The sequence below is a fragment of the Glycomyces rhizosphaerae genome (genome assembly GCF_042647865.1).
GTDB lineage: Bacteria > Actinomycetota > Actinomycetes > Mycobacteriales > Micromonosporaceae > Glycomyces > Glycomyces rhizosphaerae.
This window is the reverse complement of the sequence record NZ_JBHRWO010000020.1, coordinates 167,725-192,311: the sequence shown is the minus strand read 5'-3', so window position 1 is coordinate 192,311 and position 24,587 is coordinate 167,725. Positions and strand designations below refer to the sequence as shown.

Annotated in this window: 24 protein-coding genes; 9 read left to right on the top strand and 15 right to left on the bottom strand. The window is 68.9% G+C overall.

Translation table 11 applies throughout. From position 1 onward, the window contains the following. Window positions 1-4: 4 nt before the first annotated feature. Window positions 5-649, bottom strand: coding sequence for a hypothetical protein (locus tag ACFO8M_RS20050; protein WP_387978839.1), 645 nt, complete (start codon window positions 647-649; stop codon window positions 5-7). 341 nt (window positions 650-990) lie between these two features. Here ACFO8M_RS20050 and ACFO8M_RS20045 point away from each other — a divergent pair, with 341 nt between their 5' ends. Beyond that, window positions 991-4,032 carry a Tn3 family transposase gene (locus ACFO8M_RS20045; protein WP_387978837.1) on the top strand — a complete coding sequence of 1,014 codons (3,042 nt, stop codon included), beginning with the start codon at window positions 991-993 and terminating at the stop codon, window positions 4,030-4,032. Between the two features lie 49 nt (window positions 4,033-4,081). Here the strand turns inward: ACFO8M_RS20045 and ACFO8M_RS20040 are convergent, their stop codons facing one another. Further along, a complete protein-coding gene (locus tag ACFO8M_RS20040; protein WP_168801434.1) occupies window positions 4,082-4,249 on the bottom strand; it encodes a hypothetical protein in 168 nt (55 codons plus the stop codon). 79 nt (window positions 4,250-4,328) lie between these two features. After that, window positions 4,329-4,979 carry a hypothetical protein gene (locus ACFO8M_RS20035; protein ID WP_387978835.1) on the bottom strand — a complete coding sequence of 217 codons (651 nt, stop codon included), beginning with the start codon at window positions 4,977-4,979 and terminating at the stop codon, window positions 4,329-4,331. A 250-nt stretch (window positions 4,980-5,229) separates the two neighbouring features. Between ACFO8M_RS20035 and ACFO8M_RS20030 the strand changes: the two genes are divergently transcribed. Both ACFO8M_RS20030 and ACFO8M_RS20025 read left to right on the top strand, forming a co-directional pair. Next, entirely contained in the window at window positions 5,230-5,829 is a 600-nt protein-coding gene (locus tag ACFO8M_RS20030) for a recombinase family protein (protein WP_387978833.1), read from the top strand. Then, complete coding sequence (locus ACFO8M_RS20025; protein WP_387978831.1) at window positions 5,829-6,386, top strand: hypothetical protein; 558 nt, start codon at window positions 5,829-5,831, stop codon at window positions 6,384-6,386. The genes ACFO8M_RS20030 and ACFO8M_RS20025 overlap by 1 nt, the downstream gene beginning before the upstream one ends. 58 nt (window positions 6,387-6,444) lie before the next feature. On the opposite strand, the gene ACFO8M_RS20020 is transcribed toward ACFO8M_RS20025, so the two are convergent. Continuing rightward, complete coding sequence (locus ACFO8M_RS20020) at window positions 6,445-7,026, bottom strand: hypothetical protein (protein ID WP_387978829.1); 582 nt, start codon at window positions 7,024-7,026, stop codon at window positions 6,445-6,447. 97 nt (window positions 7,027-7,123) lie between these two features. On the opposite strand from ACFO8M_RS20020, the gene ACFO8M_RS20015 reads away from it, so the two are divergent. The 3 genes from ACFO8M_RS20015 to ACFO8M_RS20005 all read left to right on the top strand — a co-directional run bounded on the left by ACFO8M_RS20015 (window position 7,124) and on the right by ACFO8M_RS20005 (window position 9,833). Then, a complete protein-coding gene (locus ACFO8M_RS20015) occupies window positions 7,124-8,032 on the top strand; it encodes an aminoglycoside phosphotransferase family protein (RefSeq protein ID WP_387978827.1) in 909 nt (302 codons plus the stop codon). A 140-nt stretch (window positions 8,033-8,172) separates the two neighbouring features. Beyond that, on the top strand, window positions 8,173-9,054 hold the full coding sequence (locus ACFO8M_RS20010) for a phosphotransferase enzyme family protein (RefSeq protein WP_387978825.1): 882 nt from the start codon (window positions 8,173-8,175) through the stop codon (window positions 9,052-9,054). Between the two features lie 41 nt (window positions 9,055-9,095). After that, window positions 9,096-9,833: a hypothetical protein gene (locus ACFO8M_RS20005; protein ID WP_387978823.1), complete on the top strand. Its 738-nt coding sequence runs from the start codon at window positions 9,096-9,098 to the stop codon at window positions 9,831-9,833. On the opposite strand, the gene ACFO8M_RS20000 is transcribed toward ACFO8M_RS20005, so the two are convergent. After that, window positions 9,830-10,546: a sulfotransferase domain-containing protein gene (locus ACFO8M_RS20000; RefSeq protein ID WP_387978821.1), complete on the bottom strand. Its 717-nt coding sequence runs from the start codon at window positions 10,544-10,546 to the stop codon at window positions 9,830-9,832. The genes ACFO8M_RS20005 and ACFO8M_RS20000 overlap by 4 nt on opposite strands. 189 nt (window positions 10,547-10,735) lie before the next feature. Between ACFO8M_RS20000 and ACFO8M_RS19995 the strand changes: the two genes are divergently transcribed. Next, the gene (locus ACFO8M_RS19995; protein WP_387978819.1) at window positions 10,736-11,116 is read left to right on the top strand and encodes a VOC family protein; all 381 of its coding nucleotides are present in this window, start codon (window positions 10,736-10,738) and stop codon (window positions 11,114-11,116) included. A 14-nt stretch (window positions 11,117-11,130) separates the two neighbouring features. On the opposite strand, the gene ACFO8M_RS19990 is transcribed toward ACFO8M_RS19995, so the two are convergent. Together ACFO8M_RS19990 and ACFO8M_RS19985 are read right to left on the bottom strand one after the other, a co-directional pair. Beyond that, complete coding sequence (locus tag ACFO8M_RS19990) at window positions 11,131-11,574, bottom strand: hypothetical protein (protein ID WP_387978817.1); 444 nt, start codon at window positions 11,572-11,574, stop codon at window positions 11,131-11,133. Between the two features lie 103 nt (window positions 11,575-11,677). Further along, window positions 11,678-12,493 carry a class I SAM-dependent methyltransferase gene (locus ACFO8M_RS19985; protein ID WP_387978815.1) on the bottom strand — a complete coding sequence of 272 codons (816 nt, stop codon included), beginning with the start codon at window positions 12,491-12,493 and terminating at the stop codon, window positions 11,678-11,680. Window positions 12,494-12,699: 206 nt separating this feature from the next. Between ACFO8M_RS19985 and ACFO8M_RS19980 the strand changes: the two genes are divergently transcribed. Next, window positions 12,700-13,740: a phosphotransferase enzyme family protein gene (locus ACFO8M_RS19980; RefSeq protein WP_387978813.1), complete on the top strand. Its 1,041-nt coding sequence runs from the start codon at window positions 12,700-12,702 to the stop codon at window positions 13,738-13,740. Between the two features lie 547 nt (window positions 13,741-14,287). Here ACFO8M_RS19980 and ACFO8M_RS19975 read toward each other — a convergent pair. The 8 genes from ACFO8M_RS19975 to ACFO8M_RS19940 all read right to left on the bottom strand — a co-directional run bounded on the left by ACFO8M_RS19975 (window position 14,288) and on the right by ACFO8M_RS19940 (window position 23,973). Beyond that, entirely contained in the window at window positions 14,288-15,622 is a 1,335-nt protein-coding gene (locus ACFO8M_RS19975) for a jacalin-like lectin (RefSeq protein ID WP_387978811.1), read from the bottom strand. Between the two features lie 144 nt (window positions 15,623-15,766). Beyond that, window positions 15,767-16,129, bottom strand: a complete 363-nt coding sequence (locus tag ACFO8M_RS19970; RefSeq protein ID WP_387978809.1) for a DoxX family protein — start codon at window positions 16,127-16,129, stop codon at window positions 15,767-15,769. A 135-nt stretch (window positions 16,130-16,264) separates the two neighbouring features. Then, entirely contained in the window at window positions 16,265-17,146 is an 882-nt protein-coding gene (locus ACFO8M_RS19965; protein WP_387978807.1) for a sigma-70 family RNA polymerase sigma factor, read from the bottom strand. Between the two features lie 166 nt (window positions 17,147-17,312). Beyond that, window positions 17,313-19,007: a DUF2264 domain-containing protein gene (locus ACFO8M_RS19960; protein ID WP_387978805.1), complete on the bottom strand. Its 1,695-nt coding sequence runs from the start codon at window positions 19,005-19,007 to the stop codon at window positions 17,313-17,315. 131 nt (window positions 19,008-19,138) lie between these two features. Then, window positions 19,139-19,801 carry a DedA family protein gene (locus ACFO8M_RS19955; protein WP_387978803.1) on the bottom strand — a complete coding sequence of 221 codons (663 nt, stop codon included), beginning with the start codon at window positions 19,799-19,801 and terminating at the stop codon, window positions 19,139-19,141. A 70-nt stretch (window positions 19,802-19,871) separates the two neighbouring features. Beyond that, entirely contained in the window at window positions 19,872-22,115 is a 2,244-nt protein-coding gene (locus tag ACFO8M_RS19950) for an MMPL family transporter (protein WP_387978801.1), read from the bottom strand. 125 nt (window positions 22,116-22,240) lie between these two features. Continuing rightward, on the bottom strand, window positions 22,241-22,858 hold the full coding sequence (locus ACFO8M_RS19945; protein WP_387978799.1) for an acyl-CoA-like ligand-binding transcription factor: 618 nt from the start codon (window positions 22,856-22,858) through the stop codon (window positions 22,241-22,243). 89 nt (window positions 22,859-22,947) lie between these two features. Next, entirely contained in the window at window positions 22,948-23,973 is a 1,026-nt protein-coding gene (locus tag ACFO8M_RS19940; RefSeq protein WP_387978797.1) for a lactonase family protein, read from the bottom strand. 127 nt (window positions 23,974-24,100) lie between these two features. Between ACFO8M_RS19940 and msrB the strand changes: the two genes are divergently transcribed. Continuing rightward, window positions 24,101-24,511, top strand: a complete 411-nt coding sequence (gene msrB / locus ACFO8M_RS19935) for a peptide-methionine (R)-S-oxide reductase MsrB (protein ID WP_387978795.1) — start codon at window positions 24,101-24,103, stop codon at window positions 24,509-24,511. Window positions 24,512-24,587: the final 76 nt, after the last annotated feature.

Genomic DNA, 24,587 nt, shown 5'->3' with positions numbered 1-24,587 from the left:
TGGTTCAGCCGTGCAACCAGACCCGAAGCGGACCGACCGGCGCGAACCCATGCCGCACCGCCGCCGCCAGATCATCGCCATGCTCATAGCCCACCACCGGCAACGAGGGAAACACCCGATCCACGGCAGCGAGGACCAGCGGCCAAGCAGCGTCAGTGCCACCGTCGACCGCGAAAACGTTCGAAACGCCGACCACCTCGCCGCTGCGGTTCGCCACAGCACCGGCGACTACCCGGCCCCCGGCCGAGCATCCACTGAGCACGACCACCGACGGATCCTCCAACAACTCGGGCCGGAACAGGTCGGCCTGGCCTTCGCCGCCGTCCCATGCGACTGCCCAGGCGCGCAACGCCTCCGGTGTGTTCGCCCGGCCCCACTCGAGCTCCGACGCGATCGTCGGCGCACCCGGTAGGCGATGGATCCACTGCGCCTCGAACAGCACCTGGAAACCGGACCCGACCAGGTCCACATCGGCGAAGCTGTCCTTGACCGAGGCCCCAGGCGCAGCGGTGTCGATCCGCACCGCCAGCGCCGCAGGGTCGGCGCCGGGCACCAGCGTCACCGCGTCGGGGTAGTACAGCGGCGTACGGGCCGGGGCCGACCAGGACTGCGCCGCGAATTCGCCTGCCAGACCATGCGATCGGCTCATCGCCGCACACCACTCGGCGTTGTTCCGGGCGGCGGCTCGGACAAGGAGTCCCTGAGGCGAGGTCACGAGCGCGAATCCTACTCGCCCCAAGGCCCACCGATGGACCGGTCAGCCCCGGCCGACCCCACCGTCCACAGGGCAAACGGCGCCGCCACCATCCGAACCGCCGCTAATCGGATTGACCACCACGCCGCGGCCGGTCAGGATCGAGCGATGCCCTCGCACCCCGTCGAACTCTCCCCCAGGCCTCCCGGTAGTAATCAGGAAAAAAGCAACGCTAAGGCCGTCTCCCGCAAGGGCACCGAGGAGAAGGTGATCAACGCTCGGTAGGTTCCCGGGCCGTGAGTACCATCTACGCCTTCACCGAAGCCGAGCTGGAGCAGCTGCGGCGGTTTCCCTCGATCAACCGGGCCGAGCTGATCAAGCACTTCACCCTGACCGCGGCCGACGGGCAGTTCCTGAGCCGGTTCCGCGGCCAGACGAGCAAGCTCGGCGCCGCGGTCCAACTCTGCACCTTGCCGTGGCTCGGGTTCGTCCCCGACGACATCACCACCGCGCCACGCGAGGCGGTCGCGCGCCTGTCGGAGTATCTGGTGATCGGCATCAGCAAGCTCGGCGAGTACGGCGACCGCGCCCAGACCCGGACCGAGCACCTGCGCCAGATCGCCACCTACCTCAACTGGCGGACGCTGGACGAGAAGGGCTGGAAGGACCTCGACGAGTTCCTGTTCGCTCGCGCCATGGAGCACGACTCCCCGAAGCTGCTGTTCAAGCTCGCCTGCGAGTACCTGGCGTCGGTCAAGACGATCCGGCCGGGCGTGACCAGCCTCCTGCGCCGGGTCGCGACCGCCCGCGAGGCGGCCGAAGCCGAGACCTGGACCCGCATCTCGAACCTGGTGACGACGCAGCGCGCCGCCGAGCTCGACTCACTCCTGGAGGTCGAGCCGGAACTGAAGTCGACCAGGTTGTTCTGGCTGTCGAACCCGCCGACGCAGGCCTCCGTGCAGGGTGTGAAGACCGAGCTGGACAAGCTCGCGTTCCTGCGCGGTCTGGACGCGCACGAGCTCGACCTGTCCGCCCTCCCGGCCGAGCGGCGCCGCTTCCTGGCCCTGCGCGGCCGCAAGCTCACCGGCCAGCAGCTTCAACGACGCGAGGCCGAGCGGCGCTACCCGATCCTGCTCACCGTGCTCTCGCAGTTCGCCGTCGACGTCCTCGACGAGGTCGTGAGCCTCTTCGACCAGGCCATCTCCGGCCGCGAGTCCTACGCGCGCAACAAGATGAACGAGGCCTTGGCCGAGCGGGCCAAGGCCGGCGAGGGCCGGCAGGCCCTGCTCGACGAACTCCTCGCCGTCCTGCTCGACACCGACATCGCCGATGACGAGGTCGGTGTCTTCATCCGCGGCGAGATCGGCATGGAGCGCCTGCGTGAGGCGCACGCCGCCCGGCAGGGCCGCCTCCCGCGCGACCACGGGCACCTGTCGATGATGGACGCCTCCCTGTCGTACGTGCGCCAGTTCGCCCCGAAGGTCCTGGCCGCGGTCGGCTTCGCCGTCGGCGTCGAGGCCGTCGAGCCGCTCGTGAAGGCCGCGGCCATCCTCGCCGAGCTGTACGCCACCGGCGCCCGCAAGGTCCCCGCCGACGCCCCGGCCGACTTCGTGCCCACCAAGTGGCGCGGCTACCTCGACGCCGCCGCGAAGGCCGGAGACCAGACCGCCTACCGGCGCTACTGGGAGCTGTGCGTGCTCCTGGCCCTGCGCGACGCCCTCCGCTCGGGCGACGTGTTCGTGCCCGGCTCCCGCCGCTACGCCGACCCCGCCTCGTTCCTGCTTACCGCCGAGGCGTGGGAGCCGCTGCGCACCGGGTTCTGCCTGACCACCGGGAAGTCTCCGCGTCCGGCCGAGGCGATCGCCTCGGCCGAGGACGAGCTCCATACCGCCTTGACCGACCTCGAACGGCTCCTGGGCGCCGGCGGCGACCCCGGCCAGGTGCGCCTGGACGACAACGGCGAGCTCGTGATTCCGCGATTGGAGGCCGAGTTCGTGCCCGAGGAGGTCAACGACCTCCGGTCGATGATCGAGGAGCTGCTGCCGCGGGTCTCGCTCGCGGCGTTGCTGGTCGAGATCGACGCCAAGACCAACTTCCTCGACGCCCTCACCCACGCCGGCGGGAAGGTCGCCCGCTCGCCTGAGCTCAAGCGCAACCTCTTCTACGTGCTCCTGGCGGAGGCGACCAACATGGGCCTGGAGACGATGGCCGACTCCTGCGGCGTCTCCTACGACACCCTCGCCTGGACCTACGACTGGTACTTCCGCGAGGCCACGCTCGCCGAGGCGAACACGCAGGTCGTGAACTTCCACCACCGGCTCCCGATGGCGCAGGCCTTCGGCGACGGCACGCTCTCCTCATCGGACGGGCAGCGGTTCCCCGTCCGCGGCAAGTCCCTCTCGGCGCGGCACTCGGCCCGCTACTTCGGGCGCGGCGCCGGGTTCTCGACCTACACGCACGTGTCCGACCAGCACTCGACGTTCTCCACCAAGATCATCGTCGCCCCCGGCGCCGAGGCCCACTACGTGCTCGATGACCTGGTGGGCAACATGACCGACCTGCCGATCGCTGAGCACGCGACCGACACGCACGGCGCGACGCTCGCGAACTTCGCCCTGTTCGATCTGGTCGGGCTCCAGCTCTCCCCGCGGATGCGGGACCTGGGGAAGATCACGCTTGCGCGCACCGGGTCGAAGGCCGCGTTCGAGACCCAGTACCCGCTCGCCGGGCCGCTGCTGACGAAGAAGCTTGACACCGACCTCATCGCCTCCTCCTGGGACGAGCTGCTGCGCGTGTCGGCCTCGGTCAAGTACGGGCACGCCTCGGCGGCCCTGGTCGTCGGCAAGCTCTGCTCGACGCGGCGTCACCAGAACACGACCACGGCCGCGATCAAGGAGTGGGGCCTGCTGCGGCGCACTATCTACGCCGCCCCCTACCTCGCCGACGACACCTACCAGCGGCGCATCGCCCGCCAGCTCAACAGGGGCGAGAACGTCCACGCCCTGCGCCGCAACGTCTTCTACGCTTTCGACGGGACCGTGCGCCGCTCCCACCTGGAGCAGCAGACCGAGCAGGCCTGGTGCCTCACCTTGGTCACCAACGCGATCGTCACCTGGACCACCGAATACTTCGGACTCGCCGTCGCCCGGCTGCGCCACCGTGGCGCCTGGGTCGACGATGAGCTCCTGGCCCACATCTGGCCGACCCGCCACGCGAACATCAACTTCTTCGGCGCCATCACCATCGACGTCGACGCCGAGATCGCCGAGCTGGGCGCCAACAACGGCCACCGGCCTCTCAACGGCGACCTCGGCTCCCCGGCCGCCGCGGCGCAGTAGGCAGCGGCCGGGATCCGATCGGGTCCCGGCCGCTGCCGATGAGGAGCGATCAGCCCCCGAAGTAGCCCCGGATCAGGTCGCGGAGGCGGTCGGCGTCAAGGACGCCGGCGCGCTCGGCCTGCGTGAGGACGTTGAACAGCGCCGCCCATTCGAAGGCAGGAAGAGCGACTTCGGTCCGGGTCCCGTCTGCGGTCGGCAGGCCCCAAGCCGCGGCCACCCGGTCGTAGAGGTGGCGGGTCCACTCGCCGTAGACGAAGTCCTCGACGTCGGGCTCGGCGAGCTTGAACAGGTCCTGTTCACGCCTGCTCCTTCGCTTCCAGCTTGCGCGCCAGGGCCGATCCGAGGCGCGGGCGCATCTCGGTGTAGCCCTGTCGGAGCTGGGCGATGACCCGCTCGACGGCCTCTTCGTGCAGTCCGGCCAGGAGCGGCCGCAACTGCGCGCCGTCGTTGGCGAGCAGGTTCTTCCGGGTCTCGAGGTCGACACCGTCGAGCAGGCTGCGCAGGTTCGCCATGGCGGCTTCCTCTGGGCTTTCCTGGGTCTTCTCCCGCGGGGCCGGGCCGATGAGCTCGGCGACGGCGTCGATATCGGCCTGCTTGATGGAGCTGCGCACGGTCGACGCGGGCTTGCCCGCGGCACGGCCGAGCACGTCAAACGAGTACGGGCGGCCGCGGACATGCTCGCGGGCGTAGGCGAACAGCAGCCGACGCTGCTCCTCTTGGGCATTGATGATGTGGCTGGCCTCAGTGATGGCCTCCAGCAGCGGGTCGGTGCCGGAAGCCTCGAGGGCCTCCTCCATCTGCCCGGCCAGTTCCTCGCGGGCGTCGTAGGTCGCGTCGAGCGTGTTCTGGTGCTCCTCAAAGTACGTGGGATCGTCAAATACAGCCAGCTTGCCCGGCAGCGGCAGCAGGATCGCGACAAGATCGCGAATCAGTGGATCTTTAACCATGGAAGCGAGCTTAGCAGTCTTAGCGAATTTTGCATAGAACGTGAAATCCGATTATATGGCGAAGTCCTGTTGCTTCAGCGGCATCAGCTCGTCAGGAAACGATCGATTGCTGAGGATCCGACGACGTCGCGGCCGCGGCGCCGAAACCAGCCCGATCCGGCCTCAACAACCCCCTCAACAACCTCGCCGCGGAAATCGGCCTCAGAAACCCGGTCCGGCCCTTTCTGAGGCCGATCCGTAGCCTGGGGAGATGACCGACCTCGCCGCGACGCCCGCCGACCCCGGCGAGCTCCTCCTCCCCGTCCCGGTCTCGGGCATCCTCATCGGCTACGCGCGCGTGTCCACCCGGGACCAGAACCTCGACTCCCAGATCGGGGCCCTGCGCCAACACGGTTGCCGCCGGATCTCCAGCGACAAGCTCTCGGGCAAGAACGCCGACCGGTTCGGCCGATCCCTCCAAGACCTCGTCACCCTCGTCGAGGACCTCAAGCAGCGCCATGTCGGCTTCACCTCCATCAAGGAGGGCATCGACACCACCACCCCCGGCGGGCGCCTGGTCTTCCACATCTTCGCCGCCCTCGCTCAGTTCGTTCGCGAGCTCATCGTCGAAGGCACCCGCGAAGGCCTCGCCACCGCGCGCGCCGCCGGCCGCAAGGGTGGGCGCCCCACGGTGGTCGACGCCAAGCTCCTGGCCGCCGCTCGCGACCTCCTGCCCAACCCCGAACGGTCTGTCGAGTCCATCGCCGAACTCCTCGGCGTCGGCGTCGGCACCCTCTACAACCACATCCCCGACCTCAAAGAACTCCGCGCCGCGGGCCGCACGGCCGTCGCCGGCAAGCAGGCCACGTGATGGAGGAGAAGTTCACCGGCCATGATGCCGATCGGCTCATCAAGAGCACGGCCCGAATCTCATCGGAGGAAGCGCGCGCCTTCAAGGAGGCGTGGCAGTCTCGCCCCGCGTTCGAGGCCCCCACCGAGGCGGTCGGTGCCGAGCTTCCAGCCCCGGTCTACACGTCTTGGGAGGACTACCTCGCCCGCACCACCGAGCGTGAGCGTCTCCAGTGGTGCCGGGTCAAGGCGAAGACGGCGAGCCGTGAGCGCCTGATGTCCGGGCGGCCGGAGCGGAGGACCACCGCGCTTGAGGTGTGGCAGGTCGCCGAAGCCGCGCTCGGGCGCTGCACCTACTGCGGGTCGCTCGCTCTGGAGCGGCGCCCCTCCGGTCATGACGGGCGGCCGATGCGGTGGGCGATGGTCGGCCGCCGCATCGGGTCGCTCGATCACCGGTTGGGGCTCCTCGACGGCGGGACGAACGACTTGGGGAATCTGGCCTGGGCGTGCCTGTGGTGCAACGTCTGGGAGACGGAGCGGCGGCCGGGAGCAACCAACCACGGCGGACTCCAGCCCTGAACGGGCCACCGCTGCCGCCCCAGGGGCAGGAAGGCGAGGCCGATTCCGCAGTCTCGCCTCAGTTCTGCGCCAACCATTCCTCTGCCTCGGTGGGGACTTCGATCCCACGCCCACCGAACTCCAGCAGACGCTCTCTGCGTCCGCCGTCGATGAAGTCCTTAGAGATCCTGGTGACGAACAGGTCGCCGTCGTTCTTGAGGTGGCTCCAGTACATCTCGACGTCGATGATTCTGTTCCGCCAGTCCCGGTACGCCTGGGAGCTCTCATCGGACTCAGGCCGGTCATCGTACGACTTGCCTGGGAACATCACCGCGAACATGGACCTGATCTCGTCCTCGAAGTCATCCCCCACCAGCACCGCGTTGTCGAGGAAGGACATTCCCAGCCGTGCCGGTGCGGGTAGAAGCTCCAGGTGCCCGAGTCCGGCCTTCTTGCGGCGGTCCTGGAAGCGCTGCAAGTTCTGTAGGTAGGTCTCGTCGGGCTGCCACTCGGCTCCCGTGCCGGCCGAAAGCCTGATCTGCACCTGCCCCTGATCGTGAAGCTCCAGCAGACGCTGGAGCGCCGCCTTGTCGGCCGCCCTGGACGGCCCGGCGCTCTCAATTGAGATCAGGCAGTTGGTATCCCACGTCAGCTTCATCATCCACTCATGATGGCCCCGAGACAGAACCGTTCAGCTAGGAACTCCTGCTTAGCGTTGTTTTTTCCTAGTTACTACCGGCAGGCCCCCCACCGCCCGCGTGCGCGCCGAACATGCCGGCGAAGCAGGCCTCCGCTGGCTTGACGAACTGCCGCACCTCGTCACCGCGATCGAAACGCAATGGTCGATCGTCGTCGGCGAACCCCTCCCGAACGCGAACGAGGGGTACGTGGCCCGCGTGAAGCGAGCCGACGGAACCGACGCCGTCGTGAAACTCCTGGTCCCGATGCCCTGGATGAACAACCAGATCGACACCCTCGAAAGAGCCGCCGGGCACGGCTACGCGCGGGTACTCGCCTCCGACCACATGCGGCAGGCGCTGCTCATGGAAGCGCTCGGACAACCGCTCGACGAGCAAGGGCTGCCACTCAACGCCATGCTCGACACGCTCGTCACCACCCTCCGCGAGGCTTGGAAAGTGCGCCCGCCGACACGACCGGACTTCCAGACAGGAGCGACCAAGGCTCAAGGCCTGCGCACACTCATCGCAGACAACTGGGAGAAACTGGACCGGCCCTGTTCCGCCGAAGCGGTCGATCTCGCCCTACGATTCCTCGACCGCCGCGAAGCCGCCTTCGCCCCTGAGCACTCAGTGTGGGGCCACGGTGATCCCCACGCCGGCAACGCATTGCAAGTCCCGCACCGGCGTCGCGGCGCCGAGTCCGGCTACGCCTTCGTCGACCCCGAAGGGCTCCTGATCGAACCCGCCTACGACCTCGGCGTGATCCTCCGCGACTGGGACACCGAACTGGCGCACGCCCGCGACCCACTCGCCTTGGCCCACCGCATCGGATCCCGGCTGGCCGACTCGACCGGGACCGACGGGCAAGCGGTCTGGGAATGGGGCTTCATCGAGCGGGTCGCCACCGGCCTATACGTCCTCGACCACGGAATCGCCTGGGGCCACGACAAACTCGCCAACGCCGAACGCCTCCTCCCGACCCGCTGACGACCCGCCACTCCCGCCTTCCCCGCCAATCAGCGCGCTGGCCGTGCCAAGCGCGCAGTCGCCTACCGACTCGATCGACGCCTGCATGTCGACTCGTCAAGCCGTTGCGAGGTGACTGAACCGGTGATTGACTGCGGCACATGATCAGCGAGGACCGCTTGCGCACCTGCCTCGGCGAACACTGGGGACTCCGCCATGCTCGGATCGAAACCCACCATGGGGGCATGAACTCCGGCACCTGGTTCGTCACCGCGGACTCGCGTCGCTGGGTCGCCAAAGCCGTCGAGCCGGACACGGTCTTCGACTACGCGAGTGGCCTCGCCGCCGCGGCCCTGCTCGACCGGCCCGATCTTCCGACCGGCGCCCCCGAACGCAACCGCGACGGCCTCCTCTGCGTAACCGTCGAAGGCGTTGAGCTCGCGCTGCCGGCATGGGTTCCCGGCGACGGCATCACCACCGACGGCCCGGCGGAACAGCGCATCATCGGCACCACCCTCGCCCGCGCCCACACCGCTCTCCAAGGCACCGACATCCCTACCGGCGACACCTTCCACTGGGTCGATCCGACGGCCGAGCACCTCGACTTCCAAGCCTGGGTCCGCCCCGCCGTCACGGCGGCGCTCGCCGCCCTCGACGACCTCGACCCCGCGACCCTCACCTGGGGACCCCTCCACACCGACCCGGCGCCCGAAGCGTTCCGCCTCGACCCCGACACCGGCACCTGCGGGCTCATCGACTGGTCCACCGCCATGCGCGGCCCCCTCCTCTACGACCTCGCCTCCGCGGTGATGTACGTCGGCGGCCCCGACAACGCCGGCCCTCTGATCGAGGCCTACCTCGCCCAGGGTGCTCTCACTCGCGTCGAAGTCGACCGCGGCCTGCTCACGCTGCTGCGCTTCCGTTGGGCCGTCCAAGCCGACTACTTCGCCCGCCGCATCGCCGACCACGACCTCACCGGCATCGCCGACCAAGCAGGTAACGAGAAAGGCCTCGAAGACGCGCGTCACTGGCTCAACCTCTAGTCTGGGGGCGCCCACGCAAGCCCCATAGGAAGCGCCCCAAAGTGACTCAGCAGCCATACGGTCCCCAGTACTCCCAGAGCGGGCACCCGCCGCCCCCGCCGGGGAGGAATCCCGAGCGTTCCTTCGAGGACAAGATCAGACTCGGCCGCGACATCACCGTCGGCGCGGTGCTGGTGCTCGCCGCCGGAGCGTTCACCGGTGCCGCCGCCTGGTATTCGATGTTCGTCGCCGACGCGTTCTGGACCCCGGTGCCGGTCACGCTGATCGCGGTCGCGTTCCTCCTGATCCTCGCCCAAGTCTGGTACTTCGTGCTCCGGGAAGGCCTGACGCCCATGGTGGCCGCGGCGATCGCAGTCCACATCATCCTGTTCGCCGTCCCGGTGCTCGTGTTCATCGGCGTCAACGAGCAGGTGCTCACCGAGCGTGGCGTCACCGAGTCCTGCACGGTCACTTCGCAAGAGAAGATCTACGTCCGCAGCGGCGACGACCGCGAGCCCAAGTACGACCACACCCTGGAATGCCCGACCGCCGGAGAGATCGACCAGCGAACGTCGCCGCGAGGCCGCTTCGACATCGGCGAGTCGGTGGTGATCACCTACGACCCCGAGGGTCGGGCCGCTCACCGCACCGGCGAGCCGAGCGGTGCCCCGCTCGCGCTGTTCGGCGCGATCGCGGCCGCCGCCTTTGTCATCGGCACCGTGGTGCGGGCGATCTACCTGCGGTTCCGACTTCGTCGCGGCGCCAAGCGGCGGGCCGCGTTCGGCGCACCGGGCCTTTAAGCAGACTTTCGCTCGTATCCCAAGAGCTGCATGGCCTCTGCGCTTTCCGGCTGCTGCCAGAACAGGTCGTGCAGCTCTTCCGAGAGCTCCGCCCGATACGTCCCGGTCTTCCCTGCTCGGAAGAAGCTCGGATCGTGGCGGCGCAGATCGTCGAAGGTCGGCACCTGCCCCTCCGCGATCGGCTGCAGCTCCGGGGCGGCCTCGCTGACGGCCGCCTTCACCGACCCCTCCGGATCGACGATGAGGTCCTCGAATCGAACCCAGACCGACCGTGGAGCGGCCGACTTGCGCCAGGAGAGGACGTTCTGGCCCCATGACGCCGTGCCGCCATCGCGCCGTGTGATGATCGACTTCGCTTCCGCCGCAAAGCGATCCGGATAGTCGACCTCGCCGGCAGCACCCGCCGTCCCCAGCCGCGCCCAGGAGACCACGCAGTCGCGGCCGTCCCGGACCAGGCAGATCGCCCGGTCCTGGTCGTCGATCACCGGGTCGTCGCGTCGCCGATGCGTCTTCACGAAATGCACCTCGGGAGAGGCTCGCATTTGTTCGAACGTGCCCGGCCGATCCCGGGCGTCCATCAGGTCGGTACCGATCCGCTCGGCCACGCCGTCGACGTCGTAGACGACATAGGTCGGCACTCGATAGAACCGTTGCAGCGCAATACGAAAGAAGGTGTTGCCCGAGCGGGGGAACGAGGAGAGCCAGACGATCACCCTGACAGCCTAGGTCATCACAGCAGCTTCAAGACTTCCTCGGTCGACCCGGTCTCCCCGAGCATCGGGAAGACGCGCTGCACCGAGTGCTCGTGCGCCGACGCGTCCAGATCGGTCATGGCGGCGCTCGATGAGCCCGCGTTCGTCGAGCGAATCCGTTCGCGTCCGCGAGCCTGAGAGACTGAGCCCATGCGCATCGACCGACTCGATCACCTTGTGCTGACCGTCGCCGACATCGAAGCGACGCTCGACTTCTACTCCCGGGTCCTGGGCATGGAAGCAGTGAAGTTCGGCGAAGGCCGCACCGCTCTCGCCTTCGGCCGCAGCAAGATCAACCTGCACCAGGCCGGCCGCGAATTCGAACCCAAAGCGCTCCGCCCAGTCCCCGGCAGCGCCGACCTGTGCCTGATCACCACCGACCCGCTCCCGCAGGTGATCACCGAACTCAACGCCCAAGACGTCCAGATCGAAGAAGGCCCGGTCCAGCGCACGGGCGCGACCGGACCGATCCTCAGCGTCTACTTCCGCGACCCCGACCAGAACCTCATCGAGGTCAGCAACTACCTCTGAACACCCCGGCCGGGTCAGACACGCTCGTAGGTGATGTCGAAGTCCTTGCGCCACGTCTCGCCCGCATCATCGGAGGCCTCCCAGCGGCCGAGGATCCGGTCCCGCTCGACGACGTCGGCGATGAAACGCTGGTGGAAGTCGGGATCCTCGCGAGACATCGTCCAGCGCCCATCCCCGAACGTCATGGCGAACTCGCGGCACACGCCCCGGTCGTCCTCATAGAGCGCGACGAAGCGGTCGTTCGCGTCGCTGCGCCCGAGGACGTTCCGCAACTCCGAATGCGCATGCCCGCCACCGCCGAACGTCGTGTGCACGAACAACAACGACTCACCGATCCACTGAATGCTCGTCTCACCCGGCACCGTCGTGCCCGGCGGTTCCAGGAACCACGCATCGGAAAGCGTCGTCTGCCACTCGCCCACGAGCCCCTCGAGCTTGGCCATTTCGGTATTGCGCATCGGTACCTCCGCATCGCCGCTGAACGATCAGGCCACTCGCGATCCTAACGACCCCATCGTCCCGTCTCCCGATCCCGAAGTATCCAGAACGCCCGGACTTCATCTAGCGCTTCGCGTCCCGACATTCGAGGATGCCGGAGTGACTCGTGATGCGCAGCAGGTCGTGCTTCGCGAAATGGTCCTCGAGCTGCCGCTCGATCGCTTCCATCAAGCGCTCGAAATCCTCTGGAGCCAGCGCCGTGAAATCCGCCTCCGACCGGAACGCCGCCACCAGCGGGCCCGGTTCGGGCAATTCGATCACTCCTGGCAGATCATGCAGCACTACGGACGCGAACCGCTCGGCCAGCATCGACTGAGCCGTCTCCAGCGAGAACCGCTCAACTACGACCGAGAGCGCCTGCCGCACTTCGGTTCCAAGCGCGGTCTTCCCGGCCTCGCACCAAATCGGGTGGTATTCCTGCTTGTCGTCGGAGGCGAGCGTCGAGACGAACAGAACCCCACCCGGGGCCAGCACACGCCGGAGCTCTTCGAGCGCGGCCGGGATGTCGGGCACGTGGTAAAGCATGTGCATTGCCAGCACGACATCGGCCGAACTATCCTCGAACGGCAGCTCCGCGACGTCCGCGACCACCGTCGGCTCCGGAACGGTCTCCAGGATGCCCGAGGCGAGATCAACGCCGATCACCTCGGCATCGGGGAAGGCCTCGCGGAGGCGACCGGTGTAACGGCCATTGCCGCAGCCGACGTCGAGCACCCGCTTCGGCCGCCCCGTGATGTTCGAGGTCACGACGCCGGGAAGGTCGTAGTCGGGTGTCTTGTAGGCATAGAGCCCTTGGCGGACCGCCAAGCCGTCCTCACTGCGGTAGTTGTCGACCTTCTGGAACCGCTCATCGGTGGTCGGTGCTGAAGCGTTGTGCATCGCTCGGTCCTTCCGCGTTCTCGTCGAGTCCCGTCAACCTCATGGGCCCACTGCTTTCGCGTACGAGTACTCCACGCGCGAACCCCACGCTCCGGTTGCGCCGCAATCACATTCCCCACCTTCAATACCCGATTGCGGATTCGGAACAAGTCTGCTGTGATGACGGCCCACCCCGCACCGGCCGATGCACCGCCGAAGGAGCCCGCTTGTCGCCCACCGACACCGCCTACGCCGACACCGTCCGCATCGCAGCCGCGGCCGCCCTGAACGAGTACGACCTGCCCGCACCGATCTCAGTCGAGCCGATCCGGCTGCTCAACAACGCCGTGTTCAACGTGACGGCCGGCGATCGGCGCCGATGCGCGCTGCGGGTCCATCGACCCCGATACCGCCCCGAAGAACACACGCGATCCGAACTGGCCTTCCTGGACTCGGTGCAGCAGCCCCTAGGCGCCGCCGGTGTTCGCGTCCCAGCACCCGTCAGGACCAAGGACGGATCCCTTTCAGTCACGGTCACCGTGCCCGGACTCGACGGTGCCGCATCGCAAACGCTGCACTGCGACCTCCTGACCTGGATCGACGGCGAAGTGCGCCGCCCGGAGACCGGCCTGGGCCCCAGAGGCGTGCACCAGATCGGCCGGGCACTGGGGCACCTCCACTTGGCCTCCGAATCGTTCGCCGCTCCGCAGGGTTTCGACCTGCCGACGTGGGATCCCAAGTCCCTGTTCACTGAGGCGTCGCATTATCGACCCGGGCCCTTCCGTGACTTGCTGAGCGCGGCGGACCGCTCGGACTTCGATGCCGTCGCCGACCAGACCGCCGACATCTTCGAGCGACTCGGCGACGACCCCGCAGCGTTCGGGATCGTCCACCACGACTTCATCCTCGGCAACTGCCATACCGTTCGCACCCGGCAGGGCTGGAGCGTCGGCGTGCTCGACTTCGACGAAAGCGGATGGGGCCACTACCTCGCCGACCTCGGTCCCATCCTGGGCAACCTCAGCGACTACCCCCACTTCCGGGCGCTGCGCGCCGCGTTCCTCGACGGGTACCGGTCGGTGCGGGCCCTGCCGGTCGAGCTGGAGGTCCACTTGCCCGTGCTCATGGCCGCCCGCCATGCGGCCCAATGCCTCTGGGCAGCCGGCCTGGTGCACAGCAACGGCAGCGCCGAGGTCGACACCGCCGAGCACATCGCCTACCGCATGTGGGAGGTGCGCCGCTGCATGGCGATGCGCACCGGTCGTTGATCCACGGCCACTGCGCCACCAGTGCGGTGGCGCAGTTCCCATAGGACCGGCTCGATCCTGCCCGCCTGCATGACCTTCCGCCCGCGAGGGCCGGTCGTCGTGCACTCCCGTTGGAGGACCGAGTCCGTTGTCGACGTTCGTGAAGGGCCTTGCCTGGTTCGTCGCGCTCCTGTCCGGGATCGCGACCATCTTCGCGTTGTTCGGCGGCCAGCAGTGGCTGGAGCAGCAAGGCTGGACCCTGGCCCCGAGCGCCGCGCCTGACACCAACGTCGTCGAGCAGAAGACTGACGCCGCTGTGGAAGAGACCGCGGAAACCGAATCCGAAGGCACCGGGCAGGAGACCGCAGACCCGAAACCCGAGTCGACGTGGGCGAGCGTCAGCGCCTGGTCCGAACGGACCTTCGACAACCTGCTCTGGGGCATCGCCGCCATCGGCCTTTCGATGCTCATCGCCGGAGACGCGACGAACTCTTCTGAGCGGCCGTTCAGCAACAGGGCAGCGCCGGGAGCCGTCCGGCTCCCGGCGCTTCATGCGCTCAGATCGGGGCTAGCGGCGGGTGTAGACCGCGCCGACCTTGTCGAGTTCGGCCCCGGCGCGGCCGTGGAAGCCGGCGATCTGCCAGCCGGTCGGGGCCGTGTAAGTGACGCAGCTGCTCGTGGTCGTCCCCGTCGCGAGGGTGCGGCCGGTGTTGGTCGTGAAGCGGGCGTAGAAGATCCGCGTGTGTCCGTCGTGCTGGGCACTGCACAGGTGCAGCGACACCGGGTACTCACCCGCATTCAGCGTGAGCTCGGCGAGGGTGCCGCCGCTGCCGCCGTGGGCGAGGACGGTGCCGTCGGTGAGGGTCGCGCCGATGAAGTCCACTCGGGACCCGCCGCGCAGCCGCAGCGAGCGGACGGCGTCGCCCGCGTCGAGGTCGTCCACATCGGTGAAGAAGTCGCCGTGCGGGCCGCCGAACTGGTCGCTGAGCGCGAAGTCGCCGCCGGTCGACCAGGAGAAGTCCACTGCGATCGGGTAGTGGTCGGAGAGGTTCTCCCCCGCATCGTTCCTGAAGGCGGCGTGGTCGTTGCGGTACTGGCCCGCGTCGAGCCGCACGTGGTCGCCGGAGCGGTACAGGATCTTGTCGACGACCTCGCAGTCCGCGCTCACCGTCTCGTCCTCGCAGACCAGGGCCGGATCGCCCTCGTTCGGGGCGTCGCCGCCGCGGATCTGCTCGACCCAGGCGTCCGTGAGGCCGTTGCCCGCCACGAACTCCGCGATGCCGTCGCCGCGGGTGTAGCGGGTGTTGGTGTCGCCGTAAATGATGACGGCGTTCCCGGCGGAGTGCTCGGCCATGAAGGCGGAGACCTGCGCCAGGTTCTTCTCGCGAGCGGCGACGTCGGCGGCCTCGCTCCCGGCATCGGTGTGGAGGTTGTACAGGTCGACCCACACGCCTTCGGCGAGGCGGGCGCGCATGAACGTGAAGCCCTTGGGGGTCAGGCAGTCGCCGGAGCCGGAGGCGCAGTCGTCCCACTTGACGCGCTCGAAGTCCTCGAACGGCATGTCGGACAAGGTGTTGAGGCCGTCGCCGAAGGGCACGCCGCCGCTGGTGGCCGTCCGATGCGGATGGTCGTCGGCGGCGTAGAGAGCCGCGTGGTGGTTGAAGTCCTCCTGGACGTGCACGATGTCGTAGGAGCCCAGGCGGGAGCCGATGATCGGCGTGTTGGTCTCGGGGTCGCCGTCGCCGATCCCGAGCGGGAGGCCCGCGACGTTGTAGGAGAGGACCGAGAGGTCGCCGCTCTGGGCGGTCTGCTGCGCGGCGGCCGCGCTCGGGAAGGTGGTGAGCGCGAGGGTGGCGAGCGAGGTGAGCGCGGTGAGCGCCGCCAGGCGGGGCGGGGTACGCATAGGTCTCCAGTTGTCGTGAACGCCGAGGTCGTCTCGGCTTCGGCTGTCGCGCAATCAGATTGCCCGAAATATGCGAAATGTTCAAGACCTCTGGGGAAATGCGGCCCCGCCGCGAGGTGAACTGTCGCGGCGGGGCGGGCAGGATCAGAAGTGAAGCGCCAGGTCGAGGGCGAGCGTCGCGATCGACAGGCCGAGGAAGGTGAAGGTCCCGACGGTCTCCTTCGGCCAGAAGTTCGCGAGGACGTGCGTGTGGACGGCGCACGTCCAGAACAGGATCAGCCCGATCGCGGCCGCCGTCCCGACGAGCGGCACCCCGAACAGGCCCAGGGCGAGACCGATCCCGCCCGCGGCCTTGAGGACGCCGATCGGGAAGACCAGCATCGAATGCGGCACGTTCGCGCCGTCCATGAGCGGCAGGATGACCTTGAGCCGCACCATCGCGCCGACGCCGGAACCGAAGTTGAGCACGGCCGCGGACGCGGCGATGACGTAGTAGAGGGTTTCCATGGCTTGTCCTTCATTCGTTGTTCAGTAGGCGACGGTGATACGGGTACTGGAGGCACGCCGATCACGGCCCGCGCGATCGGCAGGGTCACGTAGCGCATGAGCGGGTTCGCGGCGCGGCGAGGGAATGAGCCGGGCTCAGTGCAGGGTGGTGAGCTTCTCGGGATTGGTGACCGCGTACACCGCAGCCACCTGATCGCCGTCCGGCGCGAGGTCGAGCATGAGGACCCCGACGACGTGGCCGCCGCGGATCATCAGCGCCGAAGGCGAGCCGTTCACGGGCCGGAACTCGACCGCGAGACCTGTGGAGCGGACGAACCTGCGATGCACGAGCAGCGCGGCGATCCGTTCGGGCCCGTGCATGGGCCGGGGCCCGGCGGCGGGGCCGATGCCGCCGCCGTCGCAGGTGAGGACCACCTCGGGCGACATGAGCTCGAGCAGGGCGTCGATGTCCTGACCGGCCACGGCGGCCATGAACCGCTCGGTGACCTGGCGGTGCACCGCGGGGTCCACTTCGTACCTCGGTCGGCGGGCCTGCACATGGGACCGGGCTCGGTGCGCGAGCTGCCGGACCGAAGCGGGCGTACGCCCGAGCAGCTCGGCGATCTCGCCGTGCACGTACCCGAAGACCTCGGCGAGGACGAACACGGCCCGCTCGGCCGGCGTCAGCGATTCGAGGACCACCATGAGCGCCAAGGACACCGACTCGGCCCGCAGCGCGGGCTCGGCCGCGTCCGGCGCCGTCTCGGTCATCACCGGCTCGGGCAGCCACGGCCCGATATAGGTCTCGCGGCGGCGGCGCACCGACTCCTGGCGGGCGATCGCGGCGTTGATCGCCACGCGCACCAGGTAGGCGCGGGAATGCTCGATCGGATCGCCGTGCGAGCGGCGTTCCCAAGCGAGCCATACGTCTTGGAGCACGTCCTCGGTGTCGGCGACAGTGCCGAGCATCCCGTAGACGATGCCGAACAGCAGCTCGCGGTGCTCGGCGAACCGGGCTTGCGGATCCGTTGCGTTCACGGCGGCCCTCCTCGTTCTTGGTCGGTCGCAATCCAAGAGCCGAACAGGGCCGCCGTTTGTGACACCGCGAGCCCGATCGTGACCGGGCTCGCAGTCGTTCTCTTGATGAGAGCGCGGCGAAGCCGCGCACGTTTCAGTCTTTTTGTCGGTTTCTGAAGAGGAGGTTCTAAACCTCGGAGCCGATATATATCAGTGATTTCAGGATGTGTTTGCCCGGTTCGAGGACGCCTCTGAGCACCGGCAGCACGGTGCTCGGCCAGTACAGGTGCGTGCCCTGCATCGGCTCGATGAGCGCCGCCTCCCTGCCCGAGTCTCCGTCGATGATCTCCGAGCGCAGGCCGTGGCTCACCACCGTGACCTTCGACGCCTCGACCTCGGCGACGTTGCCGGGCTTGGGGACGCACCAGCCGCCCTCCCCCGTGTGCAGGGTCCGCTCGGTCTCGATCACGTGGACCCGCGCGTGCCAGCCGTCAACGGCCGCCTCGAGCGAGGTCGTCACCGTCACGTCCTCCCAAGGCTGCCAAGCGATCTTCAAGACGCCGTTCGCATCGATCGAACCGTCGTCGGAGTCCTCGCGGCCCCGCCAGTGGCGGCCGTCCTCCGAGAGCAGCAGCGCCCCGTCCGGCACCGCGAACTCCAGACCCGGCCCGGGCGTCGCATGCGAGAAGCCCGCCAGCGACGAGTACGCGAACTTGGCGTACGCCTCCTGCCCGCCGCGCGCCCACGGGTGCCAGGACTGCCCGTTCAAACGCGTCACATGGCCGCTGCGGTCGCGCACGTGGACGGTGCGGGCCGCCTTGTGCGGCTCCACGACCGGCTCCGGCACGGCCGCCTCAGCAGTCCAGAAGGGATGATCGGCCGGGGCCAGGAGGCCCGCGAAGATCTTCGTCGCCCACCAGGGCGAGCCGGCCGTCAGGTACTGCTCCACCACCGCGTCGTTCGGGTAGGCGTATCCGACGGTGAGGCGCCCCTCGGGATCGAGGATCGGCCGCTCCCACCACCAGTCGAGGTGCCGGCGCGCGAAGCCCGCGGCCTCGGCCCACGGCACCGCCTCCACGTCGGCGGCCGCCAGCGCGCTCCACAAGGACCCTTGGGCGAAGCGGTAGCCGAGGCTGCGCCCATAGGGGACGGCCGCGCCGTCGGCGGCGAACCAGGAGCGGAACTTGCGGGCGAACGCGGCCGCGTTCGGCACGAACCGGTCGTCGCCGCACAGCTTGAAGTGCAGCAGCGCATAGGTGTGGAACGCGAACGGGTTGTAGTAGTCGACGCGGCCGCCCGGGCCGTCCTCGAAGACCGAGGTGCCGAGGGCGAACTCCCCCATGCGGTCGAGGTGCGCGGTCGTGATGGACCGGTCGTGCTCGATGCCGAGGCGTTTGAGGCCGTGCCCGACGAAGATCGGGAAGTAGTGCCAGTTCGTGTCGGCCACGGGCGCGGTGTAGGCGGCGGTGAGCCAGGCGGCGACGTTGTCCTTCGCCTTGGCGTCCAGGGGCTCCCAGAGTTTCTCGGGGGCGAGCGCGAAGCTCCAGCCGACGGCGGCGGACTCGACGACGCGCTGTCCGCCGTTCGCGACGTCCCCGACGTACCAGGGGTCGGCGGGGTCGAGGGCGCGGGCGAGCGCGGGCGCGAGGCCGGCCCAGGTGTCATCGGGAACGGTGTCCTTGGCGGCGGCCAGGCCCCACAGGGGCCGGGTCAGCAGCTCGAACCAGTTCTCCTCGTGCGAGTGGTTGGACATGGTGACCGGCATGGCCTCGGGGCCCTGCACCGCCAAGTCGGCGGCGGGTCTCCCGATCGCGAGCGCGGCCGAGGCCCACCCGGTGTAGCTGTGGTCAAGCGGTCCGAACGTGCGAAGCGGTGCAGTCACGGTGGCAGACGCTATCAACGTGGGGGGCTCAGGGGCAAGCCCGTCCCTCGAGAAGGTTCGGGGCGGCGATGGGGCCCGGCCGAAACGGCCGGGCCCCATCGTGTGTCACGTGTGATGTACTACCCGGTTTGCTAGGCGGCCCGGGCCTCGTCGTCCGCGGCAGCGGGTTCCGCGTCCGGTGCGGCCGCGATCGCCAGGACCGCGGCCTCCGGCAGATCCGGGTGGGTGCGCTGCCAGCGGCGGGCGACCCAGCCGAGGAACAGGCCCACGGCCGCCATGGTGACGACCGAGCCGACCAGGGATTGGAGTCCCGGTCCGGCGATCCAGGCGATCGTCAGGCCGAGGCTGACGGAGTAGACGGCCCACAGCACGCCGCCGAGCGCGGCCATGCGCGCGTACGGGGGCTTGGCGGTTCCGGCCGCCGCCCACGCCAGCGCGGTGCGGCCCGCCGGGAGGAACCGCGCGACCATCGTCGTCCGGTAGGGATGGTCGATGATGGTGCGCTGCAGGAGCGTCTCGAGTTTCGCGACGGTGCCCGTGATGAGGCCGCGGACCGCGCGCGGTCCGCGGCTGGCCAGTCCCGCCCGCAGGGAGCGGAAGAGCCGGTAGCCGAGGAACTCGCCGAGCCAGGAGGCGACGGCGGCGCCGACGAGCAGCACGCCGATGAGGAGCGGGTTGCCGAAGACGAGCCCGGCGGCGGCGGTCACGAGCGTCGCGCTCGGGAGCATGGGGACGAAGAAGTCCGCGACCACCATGCCGATGAGGATGAGCATCGCCCAGAAGAAGACCGTCATGAGTCGCCCCGTTCACCGAGTGCCGGAGGGGACCGGGCCGGGGGTGGGCCCGATCCCCTTCAGGCATCGGTTACTTGGACGCTCCGACGAGCTCGCGCTCGTCTTCGCTCGGGGCGTCTCCGGAGAGGTGCTCCTGGAGCTTCTCGCCTTCGACGTCGACGTTCGGCAGGATGCGGTCGAGCCACTTGGGGATCCACCACGATCCGCGGCCGATGAGGGCCATGATCGCGGGGATGATCGCCATGCGGACCACGAACGCGTCGAAGATGACGGCCGCCGCGAGGGCGAAGCCCATCGCCGAGATCATCGCCTCGCCGCTGAAGATGAACGCCGCGAAGACGCTGATCATGATGAGCGCGGCGGCGACGACGACCCGCGAGGAGTGGCCGTAGCCCTCGATGATGGCCTGCTTCGGGTTCGCTCCGTGCACGTACGCTTCGCGCACACGGGTGACCAGGAAGATCTGGTAGTCCATCGCGAGTCCGAAGACGAGGCCGATCATGAGGATCGGCATCATCGACATGATCGGGCCGGGCTGGTCCACGTTGAACAGCTCGGCCATCCAGCCCCACTGGAAGACCGCGACGAGCGCGCCGAGTGCGGCGAACACGCTGAGCATGAACCCGAGCGTGGCCATGAGCGGCACGAGGATCGAGCGGAAGACCAGCAGCAGGATCAGTGCCGCGAGGCCGACGACGATGAGCATGTACGGCAGCAGCGCGTCGTTGAGGTTGTCCGAGATGTCGATGTTCAGCGCGGTGGCGCCGGTGACCGACCAGTCGGCGTCGGTGTCGTCGGCGAGGACGCTGCGGATCTCGTGGACGAGCTCGTTGGTGGCGTGGTCGGACGGTCCGGTCTCCGGGATGAGGGTGACCATGACGGTGTCCAGGTCGGCGTTCGGGAACGCCTGGCCGACGACGGCGATGCCGTCGATGTCGCCCAGCTCGTCGGTGATGTCCTGCGCGGCGGTCATCGCGTCGACGCCGTCTTCGAGGTCGCCCACGATGATGAGCTGGCCGTTGAAGCCTTCGCCGAAGCCCTCGCTGATGAGGTCGTACGCCTGGCGCTGGGTGGTCTCCTCGCCGGAGGATCCGGCGTCGGGCAGGCCCAGTTCGAGGTCGAGCGCCGGGTAGGCGAGCGCGCCGAGGCCGAGGATGCCGACCAGGCCGACCAGGATCGGGTGGCGGGTGACGAATCCGGCCCAGCGTTTGCCGCCGTTGGGCTTGGACTCGTGCAGGCCTTCGGCGATGCGGCGGCGCTGCCGCCTGGAGAAGATCCGCTTCCCGGCGAACCCGGCGAAGGCCGGGAGCAGGGTGACGGCGATGAGCACGGCGATGACGACGGTGACGGCTGCGGCGACGGCCATCTCGGTCAGGAACGGGATGTTCACGACCGACAGGCCCAGCAGCGCGATCACGACTGTGAGGCCGGCGAAGAACACGGCGGAGCCGGCGGTGCCGACGGCGCGGCCCATGGCTTCGGCGCGGGCCCGCTTGTCCTCGACGCGTCCGTCCTTGGCGAGTTCGTTGCGGTAACGGGAGAGGATGAACAGCGCGTAGTCGATGCCGACGGCGAGGCCGATCATGGAGGCCAGCGTGCCGGTGGACTCGCTGACGTTCATGAAGGAGGTCGCGGCGAGGATGCCCGCGGTGGTGAGCGCGACGCCGAGCACCGCGGTGATGATCGGCAGGCCCGCCGCGAGGAGCGCGCCGAAGGTGATCACGAGGACGACCAGGGCGACGCCGATGCCGATCATCTCGGTGGCGCCGGTCTCGGGGATCGACTGGAGGACGTCGCCGCCGACCTCGACGCGGAGGCCCGCGTGCTCGGTGTCGGCCACGGCGTCTTCGAGGTAGTCGATGGTGCTCTCTTCGAGCTCCATGGAGGGCTCGGCGTAAGCGACCTGCATGACGGCGATGGTCTGGCCGTCGGCGGAGATCATGCCGATCGGGTTGCCGGCTTCGTCAACGGCGAAGGGGCTGGTGACCGAGGCGATCTCCGGCGAGTCCGCCATGACGGCCGCGAGGTCGTCGATGGCCGCCTTGTTGGATTCGGCCGTGAGCGGTTCGCCGTTCTCGGATTCGAAGACGATCTGGGCGCTGCCGCCGTCGGCGCTCGCCTCGGGGAAGCGATCTTCGAGGAGGTCGAAGGCCTCCTGGGATTCGGTGCCGGGGAGGACGAACTCGGGGTTCGTCTCCTGCTGCATGGTCGCCGCTGCGGCGCCTACGCCGCCGACGATGAGGACCCAGACGACGAGGACGAGCCATCGCAGTCTGAAGGACCCTCTGCCGAGGCGGTAGAGGAAGGTGGCCACGGTGGGTGCTCCTTTTAGGGTTCACCGACCGGCCCCGCCGCACTGAATTTGGGTGTGCGGCGGCGGGGCCGGTCGGCTCGGGTGGTGTTCGCCGACGTCTTCGACGGCGGGTTTCCTGGTGTGTTTCAGCTATGGATTGTGGTTGTGGGTCTGGTGATGCCGGCTTCGAGCTGATCGAAGGCGGCGGTGATGACGTCCGCGAGCTGCCGGCCGCGCGGATTCGCGAGCCAGTCCTCATTGGAGGTCTTCATGGCGACGAGGGCGCTGCCGAGCACCAGTCGCGGATACAGGTCCTCCGGGGTGGTGCCGGTGGCCTCGGCGACGATCCCGAGCGCCTCGGCGAACAGTTCCATGAACTGGCCGGCCTGGTTCTTGATCAGCTCGGGCGAGTTGCGGATGAGCTCTTCGCGGCACTGCATCTGGGTGAGGTCGTAGCGCTCGTCGATGTGCATGCTGATGCAGGCGTCGCGCAGGGCGTGCCAGGCCGACTGCCGCCGCACGCGATCGCGCAGCTGGTCGAGCAGTTCCGCCGTGGTCTCGTGGAAGTCGTGGAGGAACGCCGCTTCCTTGTTCGGGAAGTAGTTGTGGAAGGTGCGCGTGGAGACGCCGACCTCGGCCGCGATCTCGTCGGCCGTGACGGCGTCGAGACCGCCCTTCGCCACGGCGAGGCGCAGCGTGGCCTCGCAGAGGGCCGCCTTGGTGGCGGCCTTCTTGCGTTCGCGGAGTCCGGTCTGGTCGGCCATGAGAGCAACCCTAGTGGGAGTTGCTCATGTTCACAAGATGCAAATGAAGAAATTTTGCAGCAGGCGCAAATTTTCCTGCAGGGAAGGTTTTAGGTGAGCGGGGCCACGCAGGTGACGCCGGGGACGGTCCACTCGATGACGGGCTCGGCCTCGCCGGTCGGGTCGACCCGGGTGACGACGCCCGAGTGCTGGCAGGACACCAGCAGCGTCCCGTTCGCGGTGAGCACGGCGTCGCGCGGCCAGGCGCCGCCGACGGGGACCGAGCGGATGAGCGAGCCGTCGGCGGGATCGACCGTGGCGACCTGGTCGGCGCCGCGGACCGTGACGTACACCAGATCGCGCTCGGGGTCGGGGACGACGGCGGCCGGCAGCGGACGCGGCGCGTCCTCTTCGAGGCCGATGTCGGGCAGGGCCGCGAAATCGGCGACCTCGCCGGCGGGCAGCGCCACCGGGGCCAGGAAGGAGAAGGTGGCCGAGCGCTCGTCGAAGGAGCCGACCGCGACCGCGTTCGCCAACTCCCCCACCACGATCGCGCGGTCACCCAGGAACGCCAGGTGGCGCGGGCCGAACCCGGGCTCGAGCGCGGTGGTCCCGGCCGGGGTGAGCTTGCCGTCCGCACCGAGGTCGAAGGCGTGGATGCGGTCGGCGCCCAAGTCGACCGCCAGGACGCGTCCCATGTGACATACCACTTGGTGCGCGTGCGGACCGGTCTGGCGCTCCGCGTCCGGACCCGTGCCCGAGAGCTTGAAGACGTCGGTCGCCTCGCCCAGGGTGCCGTCCTCGCCGATCGGCAAGACCGCGACGGAGCCGCCTCCTTCGCCGTCGCCGTAGTTGGCGACCAGCAGCCAGCGCCCGCTCGGGTCGACCGTGCCGTGGCAGGGGTTGTCGCCGCCGGTGGACTGGCCCTGGCCGGCCCGGTCGAGCGCGAAGTCCTCGCCGAGGCGCCAGGCCGCGGCGAAGCCGGGCTCGGTGTGGGTGAGGGTGTAGACCGCTTCAGGCCCGACGTGGACCCACGTCGGGTTGACGACCGCCGCCGCCGCGCCGAGTCCGTCAGGTCCGGCCACGACGAGGCCCGGGCCGCCTTCAGTGGTGTAGTCGCCTAGGAGGTACCGCATGGGCCCGATCCTAGCGGCCCGGAAAAGGGTCGACGCGCCCTCGGGCTCCTAACATCGCGCGCGCCGCCGGGACGCCCTGGTCGGCGGGAAGGAGACGACGCCGCCTCCGGCTCTTACACTTGGAGGCATGGCCGAGGACAGCAAGACCGACGCGCAGTGGCGCGAGCAGCTCAGCCGCGACGAGTACAAGGTGCTGCGCCGGGGTGGCACCGAGGCGCCGTGGACGGGCGAGTACGTCGACGAGAAGCGCCGCGGCGTCTACCGCTGCCGCGCGTGCGGCTCCGAGCTGTTCGCCTCCGACACGAAGTTCGACTCCCGCTGCGGGTGGCCCTCCTTCTGGACGCCGATGGCCGGCGACCGCGTGCGGCTCCTGGAGGACGGCAGCCTCGGCATGCGGCGCACCGAGGTGCGGTGCGCGAACTGCGACTCCCACCTGGGCCACGTTTTCTACGGCGAGGGCTGGGACAACCCCGACGACGCCCGCTTCTGCATCAACTCGATCAGCCTGACGCTCGAACCGGTCGACGACGCCGAGTAGGCCCGGCGGGCCGATGCCGTTGGGCTCGAACCGCTTGCAGCAGTGGCATATCACATGCCACACACCAGTACCGTCT